Source organism: Mesorhizobium sp. M0207, from assembly GCF_040321995.1.
GTDB lineage: Bacteria > Pseudomonadota > Alphaproteobacteria > Rhizobiales > Rhizobiaceae > Mesorhizobium.
This window is the reverse complement of the sequence record NZ_JAMYSQ010000007.1, coordinates 12,655-33,450: the sequence shown is the minus strand read 5'-3', so window position 1 is coordinate 33,450 and position 20,796 is coordinate 12,655. Positions and strand designations below refer to the sequence as shown.

Annotated in this window: 20 protein-coding genes; 4 read left to right on the top strand and 16 right to left on the bottom strand. The window is 61.3% G+C overall.

What is annotated here, in order from left to right:
• Positions 1-5 precede the first annotated feature (5 nt).
• Positions 6-1,076: a M48 family metallopeptidase gene (locus NKJ15_RS12505; RefSeq protein ID WP_352815522.1), complete on the top strand. Its 1,071-nt coding sequence runs from the start codon at positions 6-8 to the stop codon at positions 1,074-1,076.
• Between the two features lie 44 nt (positions 1,077-1,120).
• On the opposite strand, the gene NKJ15_RS12500 is transcribed toward NKJ15_RS12505, so the two are convergent.
• A complete protein-coding gene (locus NKJ15_RS12500) occupies positions 1,121-3,124 on the bottom strand; it encodes a hypothetical protein (RefSeq protein ID WP_352815520.1) in 2,004 nt (667 codons plus the stop codon).
• The gene (locus NKJ15_RS12495) at positions 3,121-4,650 is read right to left on the bottom strand and encodes an NAD(P)H-hydrate dehydratase (protein WP_352815518.1); all 1,530 of its coding nucleotides are present in this window, start codon (positions 4,648-4,650) and stop codon (positions 3,121-3,123) included. Before NKJ15_RS12495 ends, NKJ15_RS12500 begins: the two co-directional genes overlap by 4 nt.
• Before the next feature lie 358 nt (positions 4,651-5,008).
• Between NKJ15_RS12495 and NKJ15_RS12490 the strand changes: the two genes are divergently transcribed.
• Complete coding sequence (locus tag NKJ15_RS12490; RefSeq protein ID WP_019857988.1) at positions 5,009-5,347, top strand: P-II family nitrogen regulator; 339 nt, start codon at positions 5,009-5,011, stop codon at positions 5,345-5,347.
• A 54-nt stretch (positions 5,348-5,401) separates the two neighbouring features.
• Positions 5,402-6,811, top strand: coding sequence for a type I glutamate--ammonia ligase (glnA, locus tag NKJ15_RS12485; RefSeq protein ID WP_352815517.1), 1,410 nt, complete (start codon positions 5,402-5,404; stop codon positions 6,809-6,811).
• 116 nt (positions 6,812-6,927) lie between these two features.
• On the opposite strand, the gene NKJ15_RS12480 is transcribed toward glnA, so the two are convergent.
• The gene (locus NKJ15_RS12480) at positions 6,928-7,968 is read right to left on the bottom strand and encodes a glutamine synthetase beta-grasp domain-containing protein (protein WP_023717535.1); all 1,041 of its coding nucleotides are present in this window, start codon (positions 7,966-7,968) and stop codon (positions 6,928-6,930) included.
• Between the two features lie 319 nt (positions 7,969-8,287).
• Between NKJ15_RS12480 and NKJ15_RS12475 the strand changes: the two genes are divergently transcribed.
• Positions 8,288-8,482, top strand: coding sequence for a DUF2735 domain-containing protein (locus NKJ15_RS12475; RefSeq protein ID WP_352451032.1), 195 nt, complete (start codon positions 8,288-8,290; stop codon positions 8,480-8,482).
• A 76-nt stretch (positions 8,483-8,558) separates the two neighbouring features.
• Here NKJ15_RS12475 and NKJ15_RS12470 read toward each other — a convergent pair whose 3' ends face one another.
• The 13 genes from NKJ15_RS12470 to rpsK all read right to left on the bottom strand — a co-directional run bounded on the left by NKJ15_RS12470 (position 8,559) and on the right by rpsK (position 20,695).
• Positions 8,559-10,445 (bottom strand): MFS transporter, encoded by a 1,887-nt coding sequence (locus NKJ15_RS12470; RefSeq protein WP_352815515.1) that lies wholly within the window; start codon positions 10,443-10,445, stop codon positions 8,559-8,561.
• A gap of 187 nt (positions 10,446-10,632) precedes the next feature.
• Positions 10,633-11,424, bottom strand: a complete 792-nt coding sequence (locus NKJ15_RS12465) for an ATP12 family chaperone protein (protein ID WP_352815513.1) — start codon at positions 11,422-11,424, stop codon at positions 10,633-10,635.
• 2 nt (positions 11,425-11,426) lie between these two features.
• Entirely contained in the window at positions 11,427-12,284 is an 858-nt protein-coding gene (locus NKJ15_RS12460; protein WP_502898883.1) for a DMT family transporter, read from the bottom strand.
• A gap of 68 nt (positions 12,285-12,352) precedes the next feature.
• Entirely contained in the window at positions 12,353-13,333 is a 981-nt protein-coding gene (locus NKJ15_RS12455) for an RluA family pseudouridine synthase (RefSeq protein WP_352451037.1), read from the bottom strand.
• A gap of 62 nt (positions 13,334-13,395) precedes the next feature.
• Complete coding sequence (locus NKJ15_RS12450) at positions 13,396-13,734, bottom strand: DUF190 domain-containing protein (RefSeq protein WP_352451038.1); 339 nt, start codon at positions 13,732-13,734, stop codon at positions 13,396-13,398.
• Positions 13,731-14,102 carry a CrcB family protein gene (locus NKJ15_RS12445; protein WP_352451039.1) on the bottom strand — a complete coding sequence of 124 codons (372 nt, stop codon included), beginning with the start codon at positions 14,100-14,102 and terminating at the stop codon, positions 13,731-13,733. The genes NKJ15_RS12450 and NKJ15_RS12445 overlap by 4 nt, the downstream gene beginning before the upstream one ends.
• 125 nt (positions 14,103-14,227) lie before the next feature.
• A complete protein-coding gene (gene crcB / locus NKJ15_RS12440; RefSeq protein WP_352815510.1) occupies positions 14,228-14,614 on the bottom strand; it encodes a fluoride efflux transporter CrcB in 387 nt (128 codons plus the stop codon).
• A 31-nt stretch (positions 14,615-14,645) separates the two neighbouring features.
• The gene (locus NKJ15_RS12435) at positions 14,646-15,476 is read right to left on the bottom strand and encodes an aspartyl/asparaginyl beta-hydroxylase domain-containing protein (RefSeq protein WP_352614176.1); all 831 of its coding nucleotides are present in this window, start codon (positions 15,474-15,476) and stop codon (positions 14,646-14,648) included.
• Positions 15,477-15,612: 136 nt separating this feature from the next.
• Positions 15,613-16,923: a replication-associated recombination protein A gene (locus NKJ15_RS12430; protein WP_352815508.1), complete on the bottom strand. Its 1,311-nt coding sequence runs from the start codon at positions 16,921-16,923 to the stop codon at positions 15,613-15,615.
• Positions 16,924-16,966: 43 nt separating this feature from the next.
• Positions 16,967-18,454, bottom strand: a complete 1,488-nt coding sequence (locus NKJ15_RS12425; protein WP_352815506.1) for a DegQ family serine endoprotease — start codon at positions 18,452-18,454, stop codon at positions 16,967-16,969.
• Positions 18,455-18,642: 188 nt separating this feature from the next.
• Positions 18,643-19,074, bottom strand: a complete 432-nt coding sequence (gene rplQ, locus NKJ15_RS12420; RefSeq protein WP_352815505.1) for a 50S ribosomal protein L17 — start codon at positions 19,072-19,074, stop codon at positions 18,643-18,645.
• A 116-nt stretch (positions 19,075-19,190) separates the two neighbouring features.
• On the bottom strand, positions 19,191-20,201 hold the full coding sequence (locus NKJ15_RS12415) for a DNA-directed RNA polymerase subunit alpha (protein WP_023675128.1): 1,011 nt from the start codon (positions 20,199-20,201) through the stop codon (positions 19,191-19,193).
• 104 nt (positions 20,202-20,305) lie between these two features.
• Entirely contained in the window at positions 20,306-20,695 is a 390-nt protein-coding gene (rpsK, locus tag NKJ15_RS12410) for a 30S ribosomal protein S11 (RefSeq protein ID WP_006205444.1), read from the bottom strand.
• Between the last annotated feature and the right edge of the window lie 101 nt (positions 20,696-20,796).

Sequence of the window (20,796 nt, the reverse complement as noted above, 5' to 3'; positions counted from 1 at the left end):
GGTTGATGTCGCGCCTGGTCTTCTACATGGGAGCGCACTTCGGCAGGTTTGCCGTCCTGCTTTTCGCTCTGCCGCTGTTCTGCCCAACAGTCTTATGGTTCTGGTTTCTCGACCGGCATCCGCTCGCCGTCATCGCGGCTGGCGTTGTTGCGATCCCAGCTGCGATGCTGGGCATGGTTCTGTTGATCGGGACATTGTTCGCCGGTTTTCGACCCAGCAAGGTGGACGGGATTACTCGGGAATCAGCCCCGAAATTATGGGCCATCTGGGAGAGTATTGCCGGCAAACACCGCGCCAGCCGGACTACCATCGTGCTGAGCCCCGATCTCAACGCCAGTATCGGTGAAGAGCGGCCGTTTCTGGGCCTGCTTGGTCGCAGGGCAATTCTCACCGTGGGCCTGCCGCTGCTCGCAGTGACCGACCAAAAGGGGGTTGCGGCGATCTTGGCCCATGAGGACGCCCATCTGAAAAATAAAGATACAAATGGCGGGCTCAACCTGGCCGAACTCGAAAAGAGCTTCGATCTAATCTTCGACTTCGCCCCACCGGGAAAAACAGTTTCGGGCAGCCTGTTCTACTGGATGCTTGGCCCGCTGTCGCGCACGCTGGAGCGCGAAGAAATACGGTTGTCGCGGCGGGCGGAAATTGACGCGGATCGTCATGCAGCGATGTCCGGCGATGCATATGAAGCGGCCCGCGCCCTGCTGCTGGTCGGTGCCGCCAGTGCGTTCTTCGATGACCAAGTGTATATTCCGCTTAAACGTGAACTGCTTGGCACCATGGTACCGCCTCGTCCACCACTCGAAAGAGTTCTGGCGGCCGCCAGTCACCTGTCGAGGCTTCCCATCCTGCAAGAATATGCGCAAAAGGCCTGGGACGCGCCAGATAACGAAAGCGCGGATCATCCGCCCTGGTCCGAACGTTTGAATGCTCTTGGATTTAGCTCGGCTCCAGAGATAGAACCAGTTCTGGTTTCCGCCTTGTCGAGCCTGCTGAGCGATGAGGTGGTCGCCGAACGCGTCCGGCATTTCGACGGTGAATGGACATCGAACATCGCCGACGACCTCGATCGATAGCTGTCCGCCCTGGAGCTACTGCGGCCAATGTCAGAGTCGTCGGCCTATTCCGCTTCCGCTGCTCCGAACCCGGCTCCCATCGTCGCGCGGACAGCGCCCGACCACGGCGTGGCGTGATTGTCGATGCGCATCTGGAAGATAAAATAGGTCGGCGAGCAGAAGCCGATGCCCTTCACTTTGCCGATACCGGGTGTATCGGGCGGCAGCGACTGACACATGTAATCCTCGCGGCAGAAATGGTCGGCCGAGCAGGCAGGACGATTGCCGCGATTGACGGCGCCGCCCAGGCACTGATCGAAATTATTGGTCGCCACGCAGGTGTCGAATTTCTTGCCGCCAACCAGCCCGCAAATCTCGTTCGGCATCGGCTTGCCCGTCTTGAAGGCGGCAAAGCTGCGATCCCGGTCATCGCAGCCGCGATAGGCGATACCCGCCGGCACACCGATCTTCGGCGGTCGGCAGGTGTAGGCGGCGCGCGAAATGCTTGGTGCGAACGCGGCGAACTGACCGGTGATGGTATACCGGTCATTGAAAGGCTGTGCCGGGTTGCTGGCGATGGATCCCGTTAAACAAGGGTGGCCGGAAAACATATCTTCGCTGTCCTTGGGCAACAGGCATTGCGCCAGCTTGGTGCGCACGCCGGACGCGGTTGTCAACGGCGTGCAGACGGTGCCGCCACCGCATTGCCATGTCGCGCCGAAGCGGGCCGCATCCTGTGGCATCAGGCAAGGCATCGCCATCTCGGCCGGCGAATAGGCGATTTCGCCGGCATCGTTCCAGGTCGCCGGCGGCGCGAACGATAACGGGCGAAAGCGGTTCGGTTCCTTGCCGTCGGCAGTCGCGTGCAGCCAGGCGACGCGGCGCGGGATGTCGGCGTGGAGATGCGGGGAGATGCCGACCTCGATGCGGTTGAGCGGCGAGGTCGTCTTATCGTCCAGGCCGATGAAATGGAAGCCGGCGGTCGAGCCCGCCTGATGGCAGCCCTGGCAGGCGCCGTTGTCCAGCCGCTCGACCAGTGCCTCCGGCGTGCGCACCAGCCTCAAGGCGGAATAATCGAGCCCGACAAAATCCGCAGGCTGGAATAATGGCGCAAACGGGTGGTTGGCCTGCCTTGCGCTGCCGAAGGTCGACCAGGAGATGACCTTCCTTGCCAAGAATTCATCGGGGATTTTGTAGATGCCGAGATCGACCGCCGCGACATTGGTGCGGACATAGTCGGCAAGTCTTGCTTTCAGCGCAGCATCTTCGGCGAGACGTGCCGTGTCGGGCGTGTTTTCCAGCGGCTTTTCGCTGACAGCCGCTCCGTCGATGCCGAAAATTCGCATGAGATAGGCAGCCTGCCCGCCGAATTCGGTCTCCTGGCCGGAGGGGAAGCGCACCACTTGCGCATTGAGCTCGAGCTGCTTGAAGGTGAGCGCCGTCCTTTCCAGCGGCCCACCGGTCAGCCAGCCGGCATCGACGCTCTCGTCGAGTTGTGGTGCCCAGCGTCCCGCGACGCCGACACAACCGCCGTCGGCATCCGGCGCGGCATCGTAGACGGCACTGAAATTGAACGGCAGGCGCGAGGCCAGAACCTTGCCGTTCTTCTTGAAGCCGTAGGCGAGGCGATAGATGAAGCGCACTTCGCCGCAACTCGTGTCGCCTTGCAAGGCGGCGAAGTCGCGCCGGTCGAGCCGGTTGACCACGCCGACAAGGCGGAAGCGTGCGGCCTCGGTCCTCGGCCAGCGCATGTCCATGACGCGGCCAACATTGCCGTCGGTCACCTCGTAAAGCGGCCGGCCGCCGGCCTTCATCTCGGCCCGCAATGCCGCGACGTCGCTTGCAATCGTTTCGACGATCGCGTGGTAAGCGGGCGCCTTATCATAAAGCGTCTTCAAATCGCCGTTGCCATCGACGCCGAAAATGCCGGCGAACCCGTAACCGTTGCTGTCGAGAGCGGCGAGAACGGCCGGGTCGTCGACGATGGTCAGCGGAGTTCCGGCGTTCGCGGCCTGCGCCATGGATATGGCACTAATGATCGCAACGAGCAGCGCAATCAGGCGGTTCATTCGGCAGCCTTCCCGCGGCTTTCAACGAGCTCGCGCAGGACCGGCACCAGCGCCAGCGGCAGGTCCTCGGCGATCAGCCCCGGTCCGAAACGGCTGCCGGCCTCGGCATGGATCCAGACTGCCGCACAGGCCGCTTCAAAGGCCGGCATGCCCTGCGCCAGCAGCGCGGCGATGATACCCGACAGCACGTCGCCCGAACCGGCGGTGGCCAGCCAAGGCGCGCCATTGTCGTTGATCGCTGCCCGGCCATCGGGGGCCGCAATCACAGTGTCGGCACCCTTGTAGACGAGAGTGGCGTTGGCCCGTTCGGCTGCGGCGCGTGCCTTGGCCAGTTTGGACAGGTCCTTGTCCTCGGCGATATCTGAAAAAAGCCTGACGAATTCGCCGTCATGCGGCGTCATCACCAGAGCCGGCGCGCTCGGCCGGCTGGCGGCTTCGAACAGGGCATCCGTCGCGTCGCGAAACGAGGTGACGCCGTCGGCGTCGAGCACCAGTCCGTCGATCCCACCGTCTTGCCCACGAGCGCCATTCAGCACGGCCAGGGCGAATTCGCGCGTCTTCTCACCAATGCCAAATCCTGGGCCGAGCACGAAGGCCGATGGCCGGCGGCTGCCGACGAATTCGTCCACATCCGCGACAGTGTCTAGCTTGCGCAGCATGATCGAGGTCAGATGCGCCGCGTTCACATGGATGGCGTTCGCCGGCGACAGCAAGGTGACGGCCCCTGCCCCGCTCCTAGCCGCGGCAAGCGCCGACAGCCGCGCAGCACCCGTCGCCGACGGCCCGCCGGAAAAGACGCCGACATGGCCGCGTTTATACTTATGGGCGTCGACGGCCGGAACCGGAAAGCGGCCAAGCCAGAGCGCCGGAATGTTCTCGAATGTTCGTGGTTCAAGCTGCGCAACAACACTGTCGCTTATGCCGATATCAGCGAGCACGATTTCGCCGCACAGCTCGCGCCCCGGCAACAAAAGATGGCCTGGCTTTTTTCGCGCGAAGGTCACCGTGGTCCGGGCCCGGAAGGCCTTTCCTAACACATTGCCGCTCTCGCCTGAAACGCCCGACGGCAGGTCGACCGCAACAACCGGCAAATTCAATTCCGCCGCAATGTCGATCACCTTGGCGGCGTCGCCGGACAGCGGCTTGGACAGCCCCGCCCCATAGACCGCGTCAACCACGACCGAGCCCATCTCGGCAACAAAATCCGACAGCGGCCGAGCTTCAACCGGGCATTCCGAGGCAGCGAGTGCCGCATCACGGCCGCGTTTGGGCGATCCGGACGCCCACACAGAGACATCGACGGCGCTCTCCCGAAGGATGCGCGCCACGACATAGCCGTCGCCGCCATTGTTGCCGGGGCCGCAAAGCACATGGACGCGCGTTGCTTTCGGGTAGCGCTTGAGCACCACGGCAGCAACCGCAGCGCCGGCATTGCGCATCAGGCCGATGCCGTCGAATGGACCAGCGGCAATCGCCAGCCGGTCGGCCTCGGCCATTTCGGACGGAGAAAGAAGTTCGTGGCTCATGCGGGCGACATGCACATCATCTGCCGAAGCATTGTCCAGTTTTTGATCCGACGCAAACTACGAAGGTTATGAAACACACCGGCAATGCCCGGAGCGACGAGTCGCAGGTCCGCAGCTGCCCATGAAATATCCGATCTGCCCATTTTTTGTGCGGACGACGGGACCGGCGTTGTTTAGGCTCGTGGCGCTCATGGCGCATCCGACGCGGAGAATGACGCGAATGTACATTCCCGCGTAGCATGGTATCCAAATCATGTGAGCCCACCCGGCACCCCATCAATTGGCACAGTTCGTGCTTGATTGAGGCGCAAGCGGGGCTCACAACCCGTCTTTTTTGGCAGTGGAGGCCACTTTTTACATGAAAAAGATCGAAGCGATCATCAAGCCATTCAAGCTAGACGAAGTGAAGGAAGCGCTTCAGGAGGCCGGCCTGCAAGGTATCACCGTTACCGAGGCCAAAGGGTTTGGCCGCCAGAAGGGCCATACCGAGCTTTATCGCGGCGCCGAATATGTCGTCGACTTCCTGCCGAAGGTGAAAATCGAAGTCGTGCTCGGCGACGATGCGGTCGAAGCAGCGATCGAAGCCATCCGCAAGGCGGCCCAGACTGGCCGTATCGGCGACGGCAAGATCTTCGTCTCCAACATCGAGGAAGTGGTGCGCATCCGCACCGGGGAAACCGGCATGGACGCCGTCTGAATTTTCCCGTTAAAAGGCCATGTTCAAAACGTCATCACATAGGGAAGCAGGGACATGACGACAGCCAAAGACATCATGAAGCAGATCAAGGACAACGACGTTAAGTTCGTCGATCTGCGCTTCACCGATCCGAAGGGCAAACTGCAGCACGTTACGATGGATGTCGTCGAGGTCGAGGAAGACATGTTTGCCGATGGCGTCATGTTCGATGGTTCCTCGATCGCTGGCTGGAAGGCGATCAACGAGTCCGACATGGTGCTGATGCCGGATTCCGATACGGTGCATATGGACCCGTTCTTCGCGCAGTCGACCATGGTCATCCTGTGCGACATCCTCGATCCGATCTCCGGGGAGTCCTACAATCGCGACCCGCGCGGCACCGCAAAAAAAGCCGAGGCCTACATGAAGGCCGAAGGCATCGGCGACCAAATCTTCGTCGGTCCTGAAGCCGAGTTCTTCGTGTTCGACGACGTCAAGTACAAGGCCGATCCCTACAACACCGGCTTCAGGCTGGATTCGACCGAACTGCCGTCCAATGACGACACCGACTACGAGACCGGCAACCTCGGTCATCGGCCGCGCATCAAGGGCGGCTATTTCCCGGTGCCGCCGGTCGATTCGGCGCAGGACATGCGCTCGGAAATGCTCACCGTGCTCGCCGAGATGGGCGTGCGCGTCGAAAAGCACCACCACGAAGTGGCCGCCGCACAGCACGAGCTCGGCATCAAGTTCGACACGCTGGTCCGCAACGCCGACAAGATGCTGATCTACAAATATGTCGTGCACCAGGTTGCCAACGCCTATGGCAAGACCGCCACCTTCATGCCGAAGCCGGTGTTCGGCGACAATGGCTCGGGCATGCATGTCCACCAGTCGATCTGGAAGGAAGGCAAGCCGACCTTCGCCGGCAACGAATATGCCGGCCTGTCCGAGAGCTGCCTGTTCTATATCGGCGGCATCATCAAGCATGCCAAGGCGATCAACGCCTTTACCAACCCGCTGACCAACTCCTACAAGCGCCTGGTGGCGGGTTATGAAGCGCCGGTGCTGCTCGCCTATTCGGCACGCAACCGCTCGGCCTCGTGCCGCATTCCGTTCGGCTCGTCGCCGAAGGCCAAGCGCGTCGAGGTCCGCTTCCCCGATCCGGGCGCGAACCCCTATCTTGCCTTCGCCGCCATGCTGATGGCCGGCCTTGACGGCATCAAGAACAAGATCCACCCGGGACAGCCGATGGACAAGGATCTCTACGACCTGCCGCCGAAGGAATTGAAGAAAATCCCGACCGTCTGCGGCTCGCTGCGCGAGGCTTTGCAGAGCCTCGACAAGGACCGCGGCTTCCTGAAGGCCGGCGGCGTATTCGACGACGACCAGATCGACAGCTATATCGAGCTCAAGATGGCCGAGGTAATGCGCTTCGAAATGACCCCGCATCCGGTCGAATACGATATGTATTATTCGGTGTGATCCGGATCGTTGCAGCCAATAGAAAAAACCCCGGCAAAGACGCCGGGGTTTTTTATTGTGATGCGATTGGAGAGAAAGTCACAGCGCAGACCTGAGGTCCACGCCATGACGAATGCTCAAGCCGCTGCCGAAACCTCGGCGCTGGTCGGGACGGAGGCGATCGTCTTCAATATCTGCGAGGCGATCTGGTAGGGGTCGCCCTGCGAATTCGGCCGGCGATCTTCGAGATAGCCCTTGTAGCCGTTGTTGATGAAGGAGTGCGGCACGCGGATCGAGGCACCGCGATCGGCGATGCCATAGCTGAACCTGTTCCACGGCGCGGTCTCGTGCTTGCCGGTCAAACGCTTGTCGTTGTCCGGCCCGTAGACGGCGATGTGATCCATCAGGTTCTTGTCGAAAGCCGCCATCAGCGCTTCGAAATACGCCTTGCCGCCGACTTCGCGCATATAGGCTGTCGAGAAGTTGGCATGCATTCCCGAGCCGTTCCAGTCGGTGTCGCCGAGCGGCTTGCAGTGATATTCGATGTCGATGCCGTATTTCTCGGTCAGGCGCTGCATCAAATAGCGTGCCATCCACATCTGGTCGGCGGCCTTCTTGGAGCCCTTGCCGAAGATCTGGAATTCCCACTGGCCTTTGGCCACTTCGGCGTTGATGCCTTCATGGTTGATGCCGGCGGCAAGGCAAAGGTCGAGATGCTCCTCGACGATCTGCCTGGCGACGGAGCCGACATTGCTATAGCCGACGCCGGTATAGTACGGGCCTTGCGGCGCCGGATAGCCGCTCTCGGGGAAGCCGAGCGGGCGGCCGTCCTTGTAGAAGAAATACTCCTGCTCGAAGCCGAACCAGGCGCCCTCGTCGTCGAGGATGGTGGCGCGTTTGTTGGACGCATGCGGCGTGACGCCGTCCGGCATCATGACCTCGCACATGACGAGCGCGCCATTAGTGCGGGCGGGATCCGGATAAACGGCGACCGGCTTCAAAACGCAGTCGGAGCTGTGGCCCTCGGCCTGCATGGTCGAAGAACCGTCGAAGCCCCACAGCGGAAGCTGGTCGAGCGTCGGAAACTCGGCGTAGTCCTTGACCTGCGTCTTTCCGCGAAGATTGGGAACCGGGGTGTATCCATCGAGCCAAATGTACTCGAGCTTGTATTTCGTCATTCTAGCCTCTCGTTGCTTGATCACCGAACCCTGGATGGCGCCGGGGGGAGCCGGCCTATCCAGCAGCCGACCTGCCGGATTACTAAAATGCAATTCGTGTGCCATTCTCGCCGGCGATGGATGCGGCAAAAGTGAGGTTGTATCCGCCCAAAAACGCTGGTCCGCGGTCATGCTGCGTTCGGATCATCCACAAGCACATTTTGCACAAATAATATGCAAGTACTGATCTTTTCGTAATCATATTGCCTATTTCGATTGCTGAACCTATGTTGGGGAAAGGTTGAATCGGCAAGGTTCTGTCGAAGAAAGGAAACCGACAATGGAAATCACTTCCACTCGTCAGTCGGCCAAAATCCTGATGTTCCCGGTGGCAGCGCGCGCTTCTGCCTCAAATTTAAGCGGAAAGGCTAAGTTCGCGGCAGAACTTGCTTCGTTGCGCAACCGCACGGATTTCGGAAGTGCCTGGTATCATGAGGCAGCGATCGAGGAAGCGAACCAGGATCGGAAGAGCTAAGCCCTGCGCTCGATAAATTGAAAAAGCCCGGCGCGATCGCTCGCGCCGGGCTTTGCTTTGAACCGGACAGGCCGGCTTACTGTTTGGTGTGCAGGTCCGTTCCGAGCGTATCCCTGACAAAGATCATGCCGATGATCAGCGACATCGCTGCAACGGCGACCGGATACCAGAGGCCGTAGTAGATGTTGCCCTTAGCCGCGCTCAGCGCGAAGACGGTCACCGGCAGTAAACCGCCAAACCAGCCATTGCCAATGTGGTAAGGCAGCGACATGCCGGTGTAGCGGATGCGCGTCGGGAACATCTCGACCAGGATCGCAGCAATCGGCCCGTAAACCATGGTCACGTACAGAACCAGGATGAACAGGATGCCGATGGTCAGCGGCCAGTTGATCTGCGCCGGATCCGCGAACATGGCAAAAGCGCCGGAAGCGGGAATGTTGTAGACTGTCACCTCGGTTGCGCCAGCCGCTTCTTCCTTGGTCAGGATCTTGTCCGCGACTGCCTTGTCTGTCGGGACGGTTGTTTTTTCGCCGGCACGAATCGCGGTGGCATCGAGTTTAAGCTCGGGATTGGCAGCCACAAAAGCGTCGAGCTTCTGGTCGGCCACTTTCGATGCCGCACGCTTTAGAGGATAACCTCCATCCTGTAAGGCGATATTGATTGCCTTGCCGAAGGCTGTCTCCTTGGCCTTCAACTGGTCGCCAGCCGCGACCGCGTCATAGGCTTCAGCCGTTTCGTTGCCAATCTTGACCGTTGCAGCCGTTCCGGGCGCGGCTGTCGTGACCACATCGTATGGCACGGAACTCTTCGCAAGGAATGCCGTGGCCACATCGCACGAGCTGGTGAATTTCCATGTTCCGGTAAGATTGAACTGGAAACTGCAGTCGCCCGGTGCCGCGGTGACGGTTGCTCGAACATTTTCCTGCGCGGTAGCTAGAGTGGGATTAGCGGCGCGGGTCAGTGCCTTGAACAGTGGAAAGGTGGTGACGATCGCCAGCGCCAATCCCGCCATGATGATCGGTTTGCGCCCGATCTTGTCGGAGAGCCAGCCGAATACGACAAAGAAGATGGTGCCAAGCGCCAGCGCGATCGCGATCATGATGTTGACCGACTGCGGATCGACCTTGAGCACGTTCTGCAGGAAGAACAGCGCGTAGAACTGGCCGTTGTACCAGACCACGGCTTGGCCAGCGGTAAGGCCAAGCAGTGCCAGCAATGCGATCTTGGCGTTTTTCCACTGGCCGAAGGCTTCGGACAGGGGTGCCTTGGAGCCTTTGCCCTCGGCCTTCATACGCTGGAAGGTCGGAGACTCGGCAAGTGACAGGCGAATCCAGACCGAGATGGCGAGCAGCACCGCGGAAACCAGGAACGGAATGCGCCAGCCCCAAGCTGTGAAATCTTCCTTGCTGAGGGAATTCTGCACAATCAGAATCACGATCAGCGACAGGAACAGGCCGAGCGTTGCGGTGGTCTGGATCCATGAGGTGTAGAAGCCACGGCGGTCATCTGGAGCGTGCTCGGCGACGTAGGTCGCGGCGCCGCCATATTCGCCGCCAAGCGCCAGACCCTGCAGCAGACGGAGTGCAATCAGCATGATCGGCGCGGCAATGCCCCAACTGGCGGAGCCGGGAAGCAGGCCGACCAGAAAGGTCGACAGACCCATGATCATGATGGTGACAAGAAATGTGTACTTGCGGCCGACGAGATCGCCGATGCGGCCGAACACCAGGGCACCGAGCGGGCGAACGATGAAGCCTGCGGCGAACGCCAGAAGCACGAAGATGTTTCTCGTTGTTTCCGGATAAGAGTTGAAGAATGCCGTGCCGATCGCGGCCGCCAATGCACCGTAGAGATAGAAATCGTACCATTCGAAAATGGTGCCGAGCGAGGAGGCGAAGATGACCTTCTTCTCCTCGCGCGTCATGCCGCGGCTTGTTTTGCCGGCGGTCGAAGCCATTGCCATGAGCGTGTCCTCCCGTGTGATTCCGTCAGTCCTCGATGCTGCGCGTCATCGTCCGCGTTTCCTCGCAACGCAGACTCAGTGCAGCCACCAGTACAAAAAATGACAGAAAGCGCCGTCCAGAGGCAGACCGTCTTTGGGATTATGACTTTGGTCTAATGTGCAGTGCGAAATAGAAACGACGGTGCGGTCAGCCTTTGAGAGCTTCGAGCAGCGTGACTGCCGCCATCATGTCGCGCTTGCGGGCCGCGCGGTGCGCGACGGCCTCGGCATCATGGCCCCATTGCTCGGCCTGCCAGTCCTCGTCGACATGACCGGCAGCCCAGGCCGCCTCGCCGTCGAGCTCGCCGAAGTCGACGGCCAGCGCCAGCAGCGCCGATCCGGTCAGCGACGTCATGACGTGGATGGCGGCAAGGCGCAGCGGATCGGCACGTTGGGCAAGATGCTGGCCAAGCAGCGCGATACTCTCGCGCGGCTGTTCGACATGGATCACGCCTTCGGCAAGATGGAACCGGGCGCCGAGCGCGCTGCGCACCCAGTCGATGACCGGATCCCAATGCTCGTTCTGCCGGTCGACGAGTCCTTTGGGCGCATCGGCGCGGTAGCAGAGCAGATCGGACGAGGCAAAGCGCAGGATGTCCTCCAGCACGGCCTGGGGATCACTGGCGACGCCATCGATTGCCGTATTGACCAGACGCATCACCGGCATCGTCACCGGGTTGATGGTCTCCTCCTGTGCGGCGAATTCCTCGGCGACCAGAGCAGCCGCCTTTTCGGTCGGCAGCGCCAGCAGCGCCTTGGCCGGCGTGCGGACGGGCTTGCCATCGAGATGGACGGCAAAACCGTCTTCGACCGGTGCTACCGCGACGGTCTTGTAGAAGCGCTTCGGCAGCGGCGTCTTCATCTGGATCTGGGCGCGACGCACCGGGTCCGGATCGGAGAGCTGCTTTCCAGCTTCGAGGTCGTTCAATATATCGCGCATGCTCATCCGGGACTTTGTTTTCGGACCGGCCGGTTGACGATGATGAGACCAGCCGCGATCAGGGCGAGTGCCAGGAAGATACGAACGGTCAGCGGCTCATTCAAGAACACGGCGCCGCACAGCACACCAAACACCGGCGACAGGAAAGTGAAGCTCGACAGTCCAGATGCAGGGTAGCGCCGCAGCAGCCAGAACCACAGCACATAGGTGAAGGCGACGACGTAGACGGCCTGGAACAACAGCGCCAAGGTCGGCAGAACGGCAAAGCTGCGGACCGGCGGCCCGGCAAAAGGCATCACCAAAATGCCGATGACGGCGGCCCCGGCCAGCTGATAGAGCAGCAGCTTTTCGGCGCTGGCCGTCACCAGCTTCGACCGCTTGATGACGATATTGGTCACGGCCCACAGAATGCCGGCACCGAGACTGAGCAAATCGCCGCCCAATGTTGCGCCGCCATTGGCGCTCAGTTTATCTGAAAACACCGCGATCAGTCCGGCGAAAGCGAGCAGAAGACCAACGAGCTTGCGTACCGTGATGCTTTCGCCCAGCAGGAAATGACCGCCGACCAGCATCCAGAACGGCATGGTGTTGACCAGCAAAGTGTTGCGCACGACAGTGGTGTGCTCGAGCCCGACATAGAGAAACAGGAACTCGAAACCGAAAAGCGCGCCGGCCAGAATGCCGGCGACGAGGGTCTTGTCGGGCGTGAACAGCGCAATGCCGCGCCAGCGGCACCAGCCGAAAACACACAAGCCGCCGATCACCGAGCGGGCGATCGACAGGAAAACGGGATCGTAGCCGGCGTAGGAGATCTTGGCGGCGACGTAGTTCAGCCCCCAGGAAAAAGTCAGCCCAACCATGATGGCGGCTGCCGCCAGATCGACCGCGTCACGGCGGTCGAGGGTTTCTGTGGCGACGCCCACCAGCGCTAGTCCTCGGCACTCTGCTCGTCGAAACCGAGCAGGTTCCAGCTCTGGCGCATATGCGGCGGCATCGGTGCGGTGACGTCGACAAAGCCCTTGTCGGGATGCGGGATAACGATGCGGCGCGCGTGCAGATGCAGCCGGTTCTGCATGCCGCCTGGAAAATCCCAATTGGTGTCGGCCTCGAAATATTTGGGGTCGCCGATGATCGGGCAACCGATATGGGCGGCATGGACGCGAAGCTGGTGGGTGCGCCCGGTGTAGGGTTCCATTTCCAGCCAGGACAGCGTCTGCGCCGCCTGCTCGACTATGCGGTAATAGGACACGGCGTGATCGGCGCCCTTTTCGCCGTGCTTGGCTATGCGCACACGATCGCCGTCGGGCGTCGGTTCCTTGATCAACCAGGTCGAGATCTTGTCCTCGCGCTTCGGCGGCACGCCCTTGACCAGCGCCCAGTAGGTTTTCTTCGTCTCACGCGCCCGGAACGCTTCGGCGAGCTTCATGGCGGCGAGCCTTGTACGGGCGACAACCAGCACACCCGACGTATCGCGGTCGAGCCGGTGCACCAGGCGCGGCTTCTCGCCCTTCTGGTTGCGCCAGGCTTCCAGCATGTCGTCGACATTGCGGGTGACGCCCGAGCCGCCCTGCACTGCCAGGCCGGCCGGCTTGTTGAAGACGAAGACCTTCGGGTCCTCATGGATCAGCATCTTTGCCAAAACGTCGGCGTCGCCCTGGTTGCGGATCGAATGACCGGTGAGCGGGCTTTCGCCTTTCTTGTCCACTTCGAGCGGCGGCACACGCACCGTCTGGCCGGCTTCGACGCGGGTATCGGCCTTCACCCTGCCGCCGTCGACGCGGATCTGGCCGGAACGCAGCAGCTTCTGCAGATGACCGAAACCGAGACCGGGGAAATGGCTCTTGAACCAGCGATCGAGCCGCATGCCCGCCTCGCCGGCGTCCACTGTGATCTGTTCAACGCCTGCCATGATTCCAATCGCCGTTTTGCAGGCATGCAACGGCATTCGCCGGTACCCGCAATCTCACTCGCTTATTCGTTGTCGGTTCCATATTGCAGAACCTGAACTTTCTCCAGCGTAATCAAACCACTTGTCATGATTGTTTCAAGCACGGGCAGGAAAGCGGCCAATTTTTCCTCGTCATCGACGATCTCGATGACGAGTGGCAGATCCTCCGATAGGCGGAGGATCTTCGTGGTGTGAAGCCGGCTGGAATGGCCGAACCCCATCGCGCCGCGCAGGACGGTCGCGCCGGCTATCTGCATTTCGCGGGCCCTCAGCACAATAACCTCATACAGCGGACGGCCATCTGCCCTGTCGTTTTCGCCGATAAAGATGCGCAGCAATTGTGCCTGTGTTGGTATCTTCATTGCCTGGACCCTCTCAGCCGGTTGAGCCGAACTGCAAAGATGTGGCCAAGCCAGACGGCGGCAAGCCAGGCCACCACGGAGATCGCGATATTGAGTCCCGCCGCCACAAACCTCCCCCCTTGCGCGAGGATGAGTGTTTCAAGGCTGAAAGCGGAGAAGGTCGTCAGGCCGCCGCAGAAGCCGGCCATGAAGAATTGACGTTGCAGCGGACCGGCGAAGACGCGACCATCCGGTCCCGTCAATGTCGCGTAGAAGCCGATGAGGAACGAGCCAACAATATTGACGAGGAGCGTGCCGAAGGGAAATCCAGCGCCCCACAGGGCAGTGCTCGTCGATGAGGCAAGCGCCCGCAACACACCGCCGATCATGCTGCCTGCGGCCACGGTCGCATAGAGCCGAACCGTTTCGTTGGTTCTGCGACGGCCAATGAGGCGCGCCGCATGCCCTGCCGCGGCAGTGTCCGTCCCGTCGTGGCGGAGCTTCCGCGGGCCGCTCACCGCGCCCCGCCGCCAATCAGAAGACTTCCGGCGGCAAAGCCTAGCGTCACGCCGCCGAGGCTCAGAAAAACCGAAAGCAGCACATTTCCGCCGGCGCGCCGCCATTCGCCCTCGCGCGCCAGCGCCAGCGTCTGCAGGCTGAAGGAAGAAACCGTGGTATAGCAGCCGAGGCCGCCGGTAACGGTAAAGGCCCAGATGGCGGGCATGCCGTCGCGCGCCACCGCATGCGCAACGACACCGATTGCAAACGCTCCCGAGACATTGACGGCCATAGTGCCCCAGGGAAAGGTCTCGCCGACCCGGCGGGCGACGAAGCCGGACAGGAAGAAGCGGGCCATTGCACCGATCGCGCCACCAAGGCAGACAAGCAACAGATAATACATCGTGCTCCCTCGCGCCGGTCACACCACGGTGTCAGGCGGCTCCGGCCTTCTTCGGCTTGCTGGAGCCGATCATCTTCCAGTTCTTGTAGAACATGGCATTGATGCGCTCGACGCTGACCGAAACGATGGCGAGAAGAGCGGCGATCAGGCCGGGAAATGGCGATGGCCGGATGATGTCCATGAACACGCAGTAGCGGCGCCCATCATATTCGTTGACCGATCGGTGCAGCAGCGTGTCGTCGAAAATATAGAGCGGATTGTCGTGCCAGTAGTTCCTGGCGTTGTTGCACTCGACGAAAACCTCGGCCTTCACCGGGAGAAGATTGTAGAGAATGCGCAGGCTGAGCCGCAGCGGTCCGAAATGCCAGGAGGTCGATTCCCTGCCCCTGAACACCGACACGGCGATGGTCTTGATGTATTTGAAATCCTTGTTGAATTCGGCAACGTTGTCGATTTTGTGCTTGCCATACCACTGGTAGACATACATGCCGCGCCGGCCGCTGCCGAAATTGGCGTCGATATCGGCGATGATCTCGTCCTTGCGCGCTTTGAAGACGTCCAGAACCTCGTTGACCTCACGCTGATAGTCCGGAGGAAACTGGTCCAGTTTCCAGACACCGCGGTTTCTGTAGCACAGCAGATCGACCAGCAGATTGAAGGGCGAAAGCAGCCAGGTGAAGATGCCGTTGCCGAGGAAATAACCACTGAACAGGGCCCAGTTCTTGTTGTCGTTGCGCAACACGTCGATCAGGCCGAGGACAATGAAAATTGTCGTCAGGATGGGAATGAAATAGAAGCCGAGCGCCAGCAGCGGGATCGCTATGGCGAACTTCCGGAGGGTCTTGCGAGTTCTTTTTGTCATTTTTCCACGCGCCAGGCGCGATTCCGTTCTGAATATCGTCGGTACGTTTCTGGCCTGTCCGCCGGCCGAAGGCGCACCTTGATAGGGTTTTTTATCCCGCCAGACAACGGCGATCACACCAGTGTGCGACTGGCAGCTACTTTTCCCGCTCGCTGCGCAGCTTCGCCCAATAATCCAGCCGCTTCCTGATATCGCGCTCGAAGCCGCGCTCGGGCGGGTCGTAGAATGTCTGCCTTCCCATCTTCTCCGGAAAATAGTCCTGGCCGGAAAAAGCGTCGGGCTCGTCGTGGTCGTAGCGATAGCCGGCGCCGTAATCTTCCTGTTTCATCAGCTTGGTCGGAGCATTGAGAATGTGCTTGGGCGGCAGCAGCGAACCGAATTCCTTCGCCGCCTGTGTGGCGGCCTTGAACGCGGTATAGACTGCATTGGATTTCGGCGCGGTGGCGAGATAGACGGTCGCCTCGGCGAAGGCCAGTTCGCCCTCGGGCGAGCCCAGATAGTCATAGGCGTCCTTGGCGGCGTTAGCGACGACGAGCGCCTGCGGGTCGGCCAGCCCGATATCCTCCATCGCCATGCGCACCAACCGGCGCCCGAGATAAAGCGGATCTTCGCCGGCGTCGAACATGCGGGCCAGATAGTAGAGTGCCGCGTCGGGGTCGGAGCCGCGCACCGATTTGTGCAAGGCGGAGATCAAATTGTAGTGGCCGTCCTGTCCCTTGTCGTAGATCGGCGCGCGGCGCTGGACGATGCGCTGCAGGGCTTCGGCGCCGAACACCTCCTTTGATTTCGCTGCGCGCCAGACCTCTTCGGCGAGCGTCAATGCCGCGCGGCCGTCGCCGTCGCTCATGCGGATGAGCATCGCCTGCGCGTCTTCATCGAGCGGCAGCGGCCTGCCCTCTGCCTGTTCGGCCCGCGCCAGCAGCTTGGCAATACTGTCCTCGCCGAGTGAGTGAAAGACCAGCACACGCGCGCGCGACAAAAGCGCGGCGTTAAGCTCGAAGGACGGATTCTCCGTGGTGGCGCCGACCAGCACGACGGTGCCGTCTTCCATCACGGGCAGAAAACTGTCCTGCTGGGCGCGGTTGAATCGATGGATCTCGTCGACGAACAGCAGCGTCTGGCGGCCGTTCGAGCGGCGCAGCTTCGCTGCCTCGAACACTTTCTTCAGGTCGGCAACGCCGGAAAACACCGCCGATATCTGTTCGAAGGCGAGGCTTGTCTCGCCGGCAAGCAGCCGTGCGACCGTGGTCTTGCCAGTGCCGGGCGGGCCCCAGAAAATCATCGAGCCGAGCGAGCCGGAACCGATCAGCCGCGTCAGCGCGCCGTCGGGTCCGGTCAGATGCTCCTGGCCGACGACCTCGCCAAGGTTCTTCGGGCGCAGACGGTCCGCCAGCGGCCTGCCGGGCGGCGTCTTTTCCGGTTCGTCGACACTGAACAGATCGGCCATGCAACTTCTTCTGCCTGGAGTCCGATCATGCTGACGGTCGGGCTCAGTAACGCAACACCTGGCGCAGTATCTGCCCGCCGCGCTCGACGGTAAAGCGCCACCAGCGCGTATCCTGCTGGGCTACCTGTTCCAGGGTCGCCGCCTTGTCGATCGTCAGGCCATTGACCTCACGCACGATGTCGCCTGGCTGGAAGCCAAAATCGGCAGCAGGCGAATCGCGGTTGATGTCGACCACGGTGACGCCTTTGACATCGGTGCGCAGACCGAGCCGTTGGGCAAGCCGTGGCGACAGTTCAGCAACCTTGGCACCGGAGAACGGGCTGCGGCCGCGCAATGTGAGTTCCGCAGCTTTGGCGCCCTCAGGCGGCCGTTCCAGCGCGATGTCCATCGTCGCCTGCTGACCCTTGCTCAGAACGCCGAAGCTGGCATTCGTACCAATCGACAGCGTCGCCATCCGGTAGTCCAGCGCCCCGACGCTCTCGACCGGCTTACCGTTGAGCGACAGCACTACGTCGCCCGGCTTGAGCCCTGCCTTGGCGGCGGGTCCCGCCTCTTCGACCGAAGAAACCAGCGCACCGGTCGGTTTGTCCATGCCGAGCGATTCGGCAATCTGCGGCGTCACCGCCTCGAACTCGGCACCGGCATACGGCCGCTCGAAGAAGTCGAGCCCGGCCTTGGCCGCGTCGGCGAAGGCGCGAACCATGTTCGAAGGGATGGCAAAGCCGATGCCGATCGAGCCGCCGCTACGGCTATAGATCGCCGTGTTGATGCCGATCAGCTGCCCTCCCATGTTGACCAGCGCGCCACCGGAATTGCCGGGGTTGATGGCGGCGTCGGTCTGGATGAAGAAGCTGGAATCGGAGACGCCGATATGGCTGCGCGCCACCGCCGAAATGATGCCGCTGGTGGTGGTCTGGCCGACACCGAACGGATTGCCGATCGCCAGCACCAGATCGCCGACCTCGAGCGCGTCGGAATCGCCGATAGCGATCACCGGGAACGGCTTGTCAGAAGAAATCTTGAGCACGGCGAGGTCGAGCGTCTCATCCTTGAGCAGCACCTTGCTGTCGAATTCGCGCCCGTCGGCGGTCGCTACCTTGACCTTGTCGGCGTCCTTGACGACGTGGAAATTGGTGACCACGACGCCGGTCGGATCGACCAGCACCCCCGAACCGAGCGAAGACTGCGCGCGCGGCTGCGAGCGGCCGAAGAACTCCTCGAAGAACGGATCGCCGTCGAAGGGCGACGTCATCTTGGCGGTTTGCGAGGCGTAGACATTGACCACGGCCGGCGCTGTCTGCTTGACCAGCGGCGCGAAGGACAGTTGCACCTCCTCGCGGCCGAACGGCACGCGCTTGTCGGGGCCGGAAGTGGCGTTTTCGCCTTCGACGCCATGCAATAGATCCGTCAGCACGTCGGACAACCCGGGATCTGGCTTGGCCTCCTCCGCCAGCGCGTGCCTGGCCGCCGGCACGATGGCCAGCGCCATCAAGGCGCAGATCAGAACAAGGGACAGCCGTTTAACGCGCATTCCGAATCCTCCAAGTCGGGCGCCATTGTCCTGACGATTGTGCAAAATGAAAGGCTAAGCCGCTGAAATCCGATATTTTGAGTAGTCGCCCCAAAAACCGGTGACAAAACCCTACAGACCTGCCCGGCAGCTTCTGCAACGAAAAAGGGGCCCTCGGGCCCCTTAAACTCACTCAGAAAAGCCAAGCCTTATGCGGCTGCGGCTTCCTCTTCGGTGCCTTCGGCCTCGATGCGGGCGCGATCGCCGGCGCCCTTGGCAGAGGTGTCGCGGTCGACGAATTCGATGACGGCCATTGCGGCATTGTCACCGTGGCGGAAGCCCGCCTTCATGATGCGCAGATAGCCGCCATTGCGGGTGGCGTAGCGCGGCGCGATGGTATCGAACAGGCGCTTGACGAGGCCTTCATTGCCGATCTGGGCAATCACCTGGCGGCGAGCATGCAGGTCGCCGCGCTTGCCGAGCGTCACCAGCTTCTCGACGATCGGACGCAAATCCTTCGCCTTCGGCAGCGTGGTGAGAATCTGCTCGTGCTCGATAAGCGACACGGCAAGGTTGGCAAACATCGACTTGCGATGGCTTATGCTGCGGGCGAACCGGCGGCCTTTAAAACCGTGGCGCATGGCTCTTCTCCTTCATTGCGGTTTCAAGAGGCCTGAGCCTCAGTTGGTTAGCCGCATGATCTTGTCCGAAACGTCTGCAACTTTTTGCTGCGCTGACCTTCGGTTCGGGATCATGCTTAATATTGATCTTCGTAACGCTTGGCGAGGTCTTCGATGTTTTCCGGCGGCCAGTCCGGCACTTCCATGCCGAGATGAAGGCCCATCGCCGCCAGGACTTCCTTGATCTCGTTCAGCGATTTGCGGCCGAAGTTCGGGGTGCGCAGCATCTCGGCTTCGGTCTTCTGGATCAGATCGCCGATATAGACGATGTTATCGTTCTTCAGGCAGTTGGCCGAACGCACCGAAAGCTCGAGTTCGTCGACCTTCTTGAGCAGCGCCGGGTTGAAGGCAAGCTCGGTAACCTGTTCGGCAGCGACTTCCTTCTGCGGCTCGTCGAAATTGACGAACAGGCCGAGCTGGTCCTGCAGGATGCGAGCGGCGAAGGCCACCGCGTCCTCGCCCGAAATCGAACCGTCGGTCTCGATGGTCATGGTCAGCTTGTCATAGTCGAGAACCTGGCCCTCGCGGGTGTTCTCGACCTTGTAGGAGACCTTCTTGACCGGCGAATACAGGCTGTCGACGGGGATCAGCCCGATCGGCGCGTCCTCGGCGCGGTTACGGTCGGCCGGCACATAGCCCTTGCCGGTATCGACGGTGAATTCCATGCGGATTTCAGCGCCTTCGTCCAGCGTGCAGATGACGTGGTCGGGATTGAGGATCTCGACGTCGCCGACCGTCTGGATGTCGCCGGCGAGAACCGCGCCCGGTCCCTGCTTGCGGACGACCATGCGCTTGGGGCCGTCGCCTTCCATGCGGATGGCGATTTCCTTGATGTTCAAAACGATGTCGGTCACGTCCTCGCGGACGCCGGCGATGGACGAGAATTCATGCAGAACGCCGTCGATCTGCACGGCGGTTACAGCCGCGCCACGCAGCGAAGACAGAAGCACGCGGCGCAGCGCGTTGCCTAGGGTGAGGCCGAAGCCGCGCTCGAGCGGCTCGGCGACCAGCGTGGTCAGCGTCTTCTTCTTCGACGAGAACTCGATCTTGTTCGGCTTGATCAGTTCTTGCCAATTTTTCTGGATCATAGTGCTTTCCTTCCGTTGTCCCGCCACCATCCAATCGTGGCGGGCGACCTGGAATGCCGTGGAGGAGCGCCCTTGAGGCGCTCGCGCGGCGTTCGGTAAATTCTTTAGACGCGGCGCTTCTTGCGCGGACGGCAGCCGTTGTGCGGGATCGGCGTCACATCACGGATCGAGGTGATGGTGAACCCTGCTGCCTGCAGTGCGCGCAACGCCGATTCACGACCGGAGCCGGGTCCACAGACCTCGACCTCGAGCATGCGCATGCCGTGTTCCTGAGCCTTCTTGGCAACATCTTCGGCAGCCATCTGGGCAGCGAAAGGGGTCGACTTGCGCGATCCCTTGAAGCCCTGGGCTCCGGCCGACGACCAGGCAATCGAATTGCCCTGTGCGTCGGTGATGGTGATCATCGTGTTGTTGAAGGTCGAATTGACGTGGGCAACGCCCGACGAGATATTCTTGCGTTCGCGACGGCGAACACGAGCGGCTTCCTTGGCCATGATAGTCCTTTCAGTTGATCTCTACACCGCCGTAATGCCAGCGGCTCCACCAGGGAGAAGGCAGTGGGGGAATATGGCAGTAGGGCAGTATGTCTGCCGTC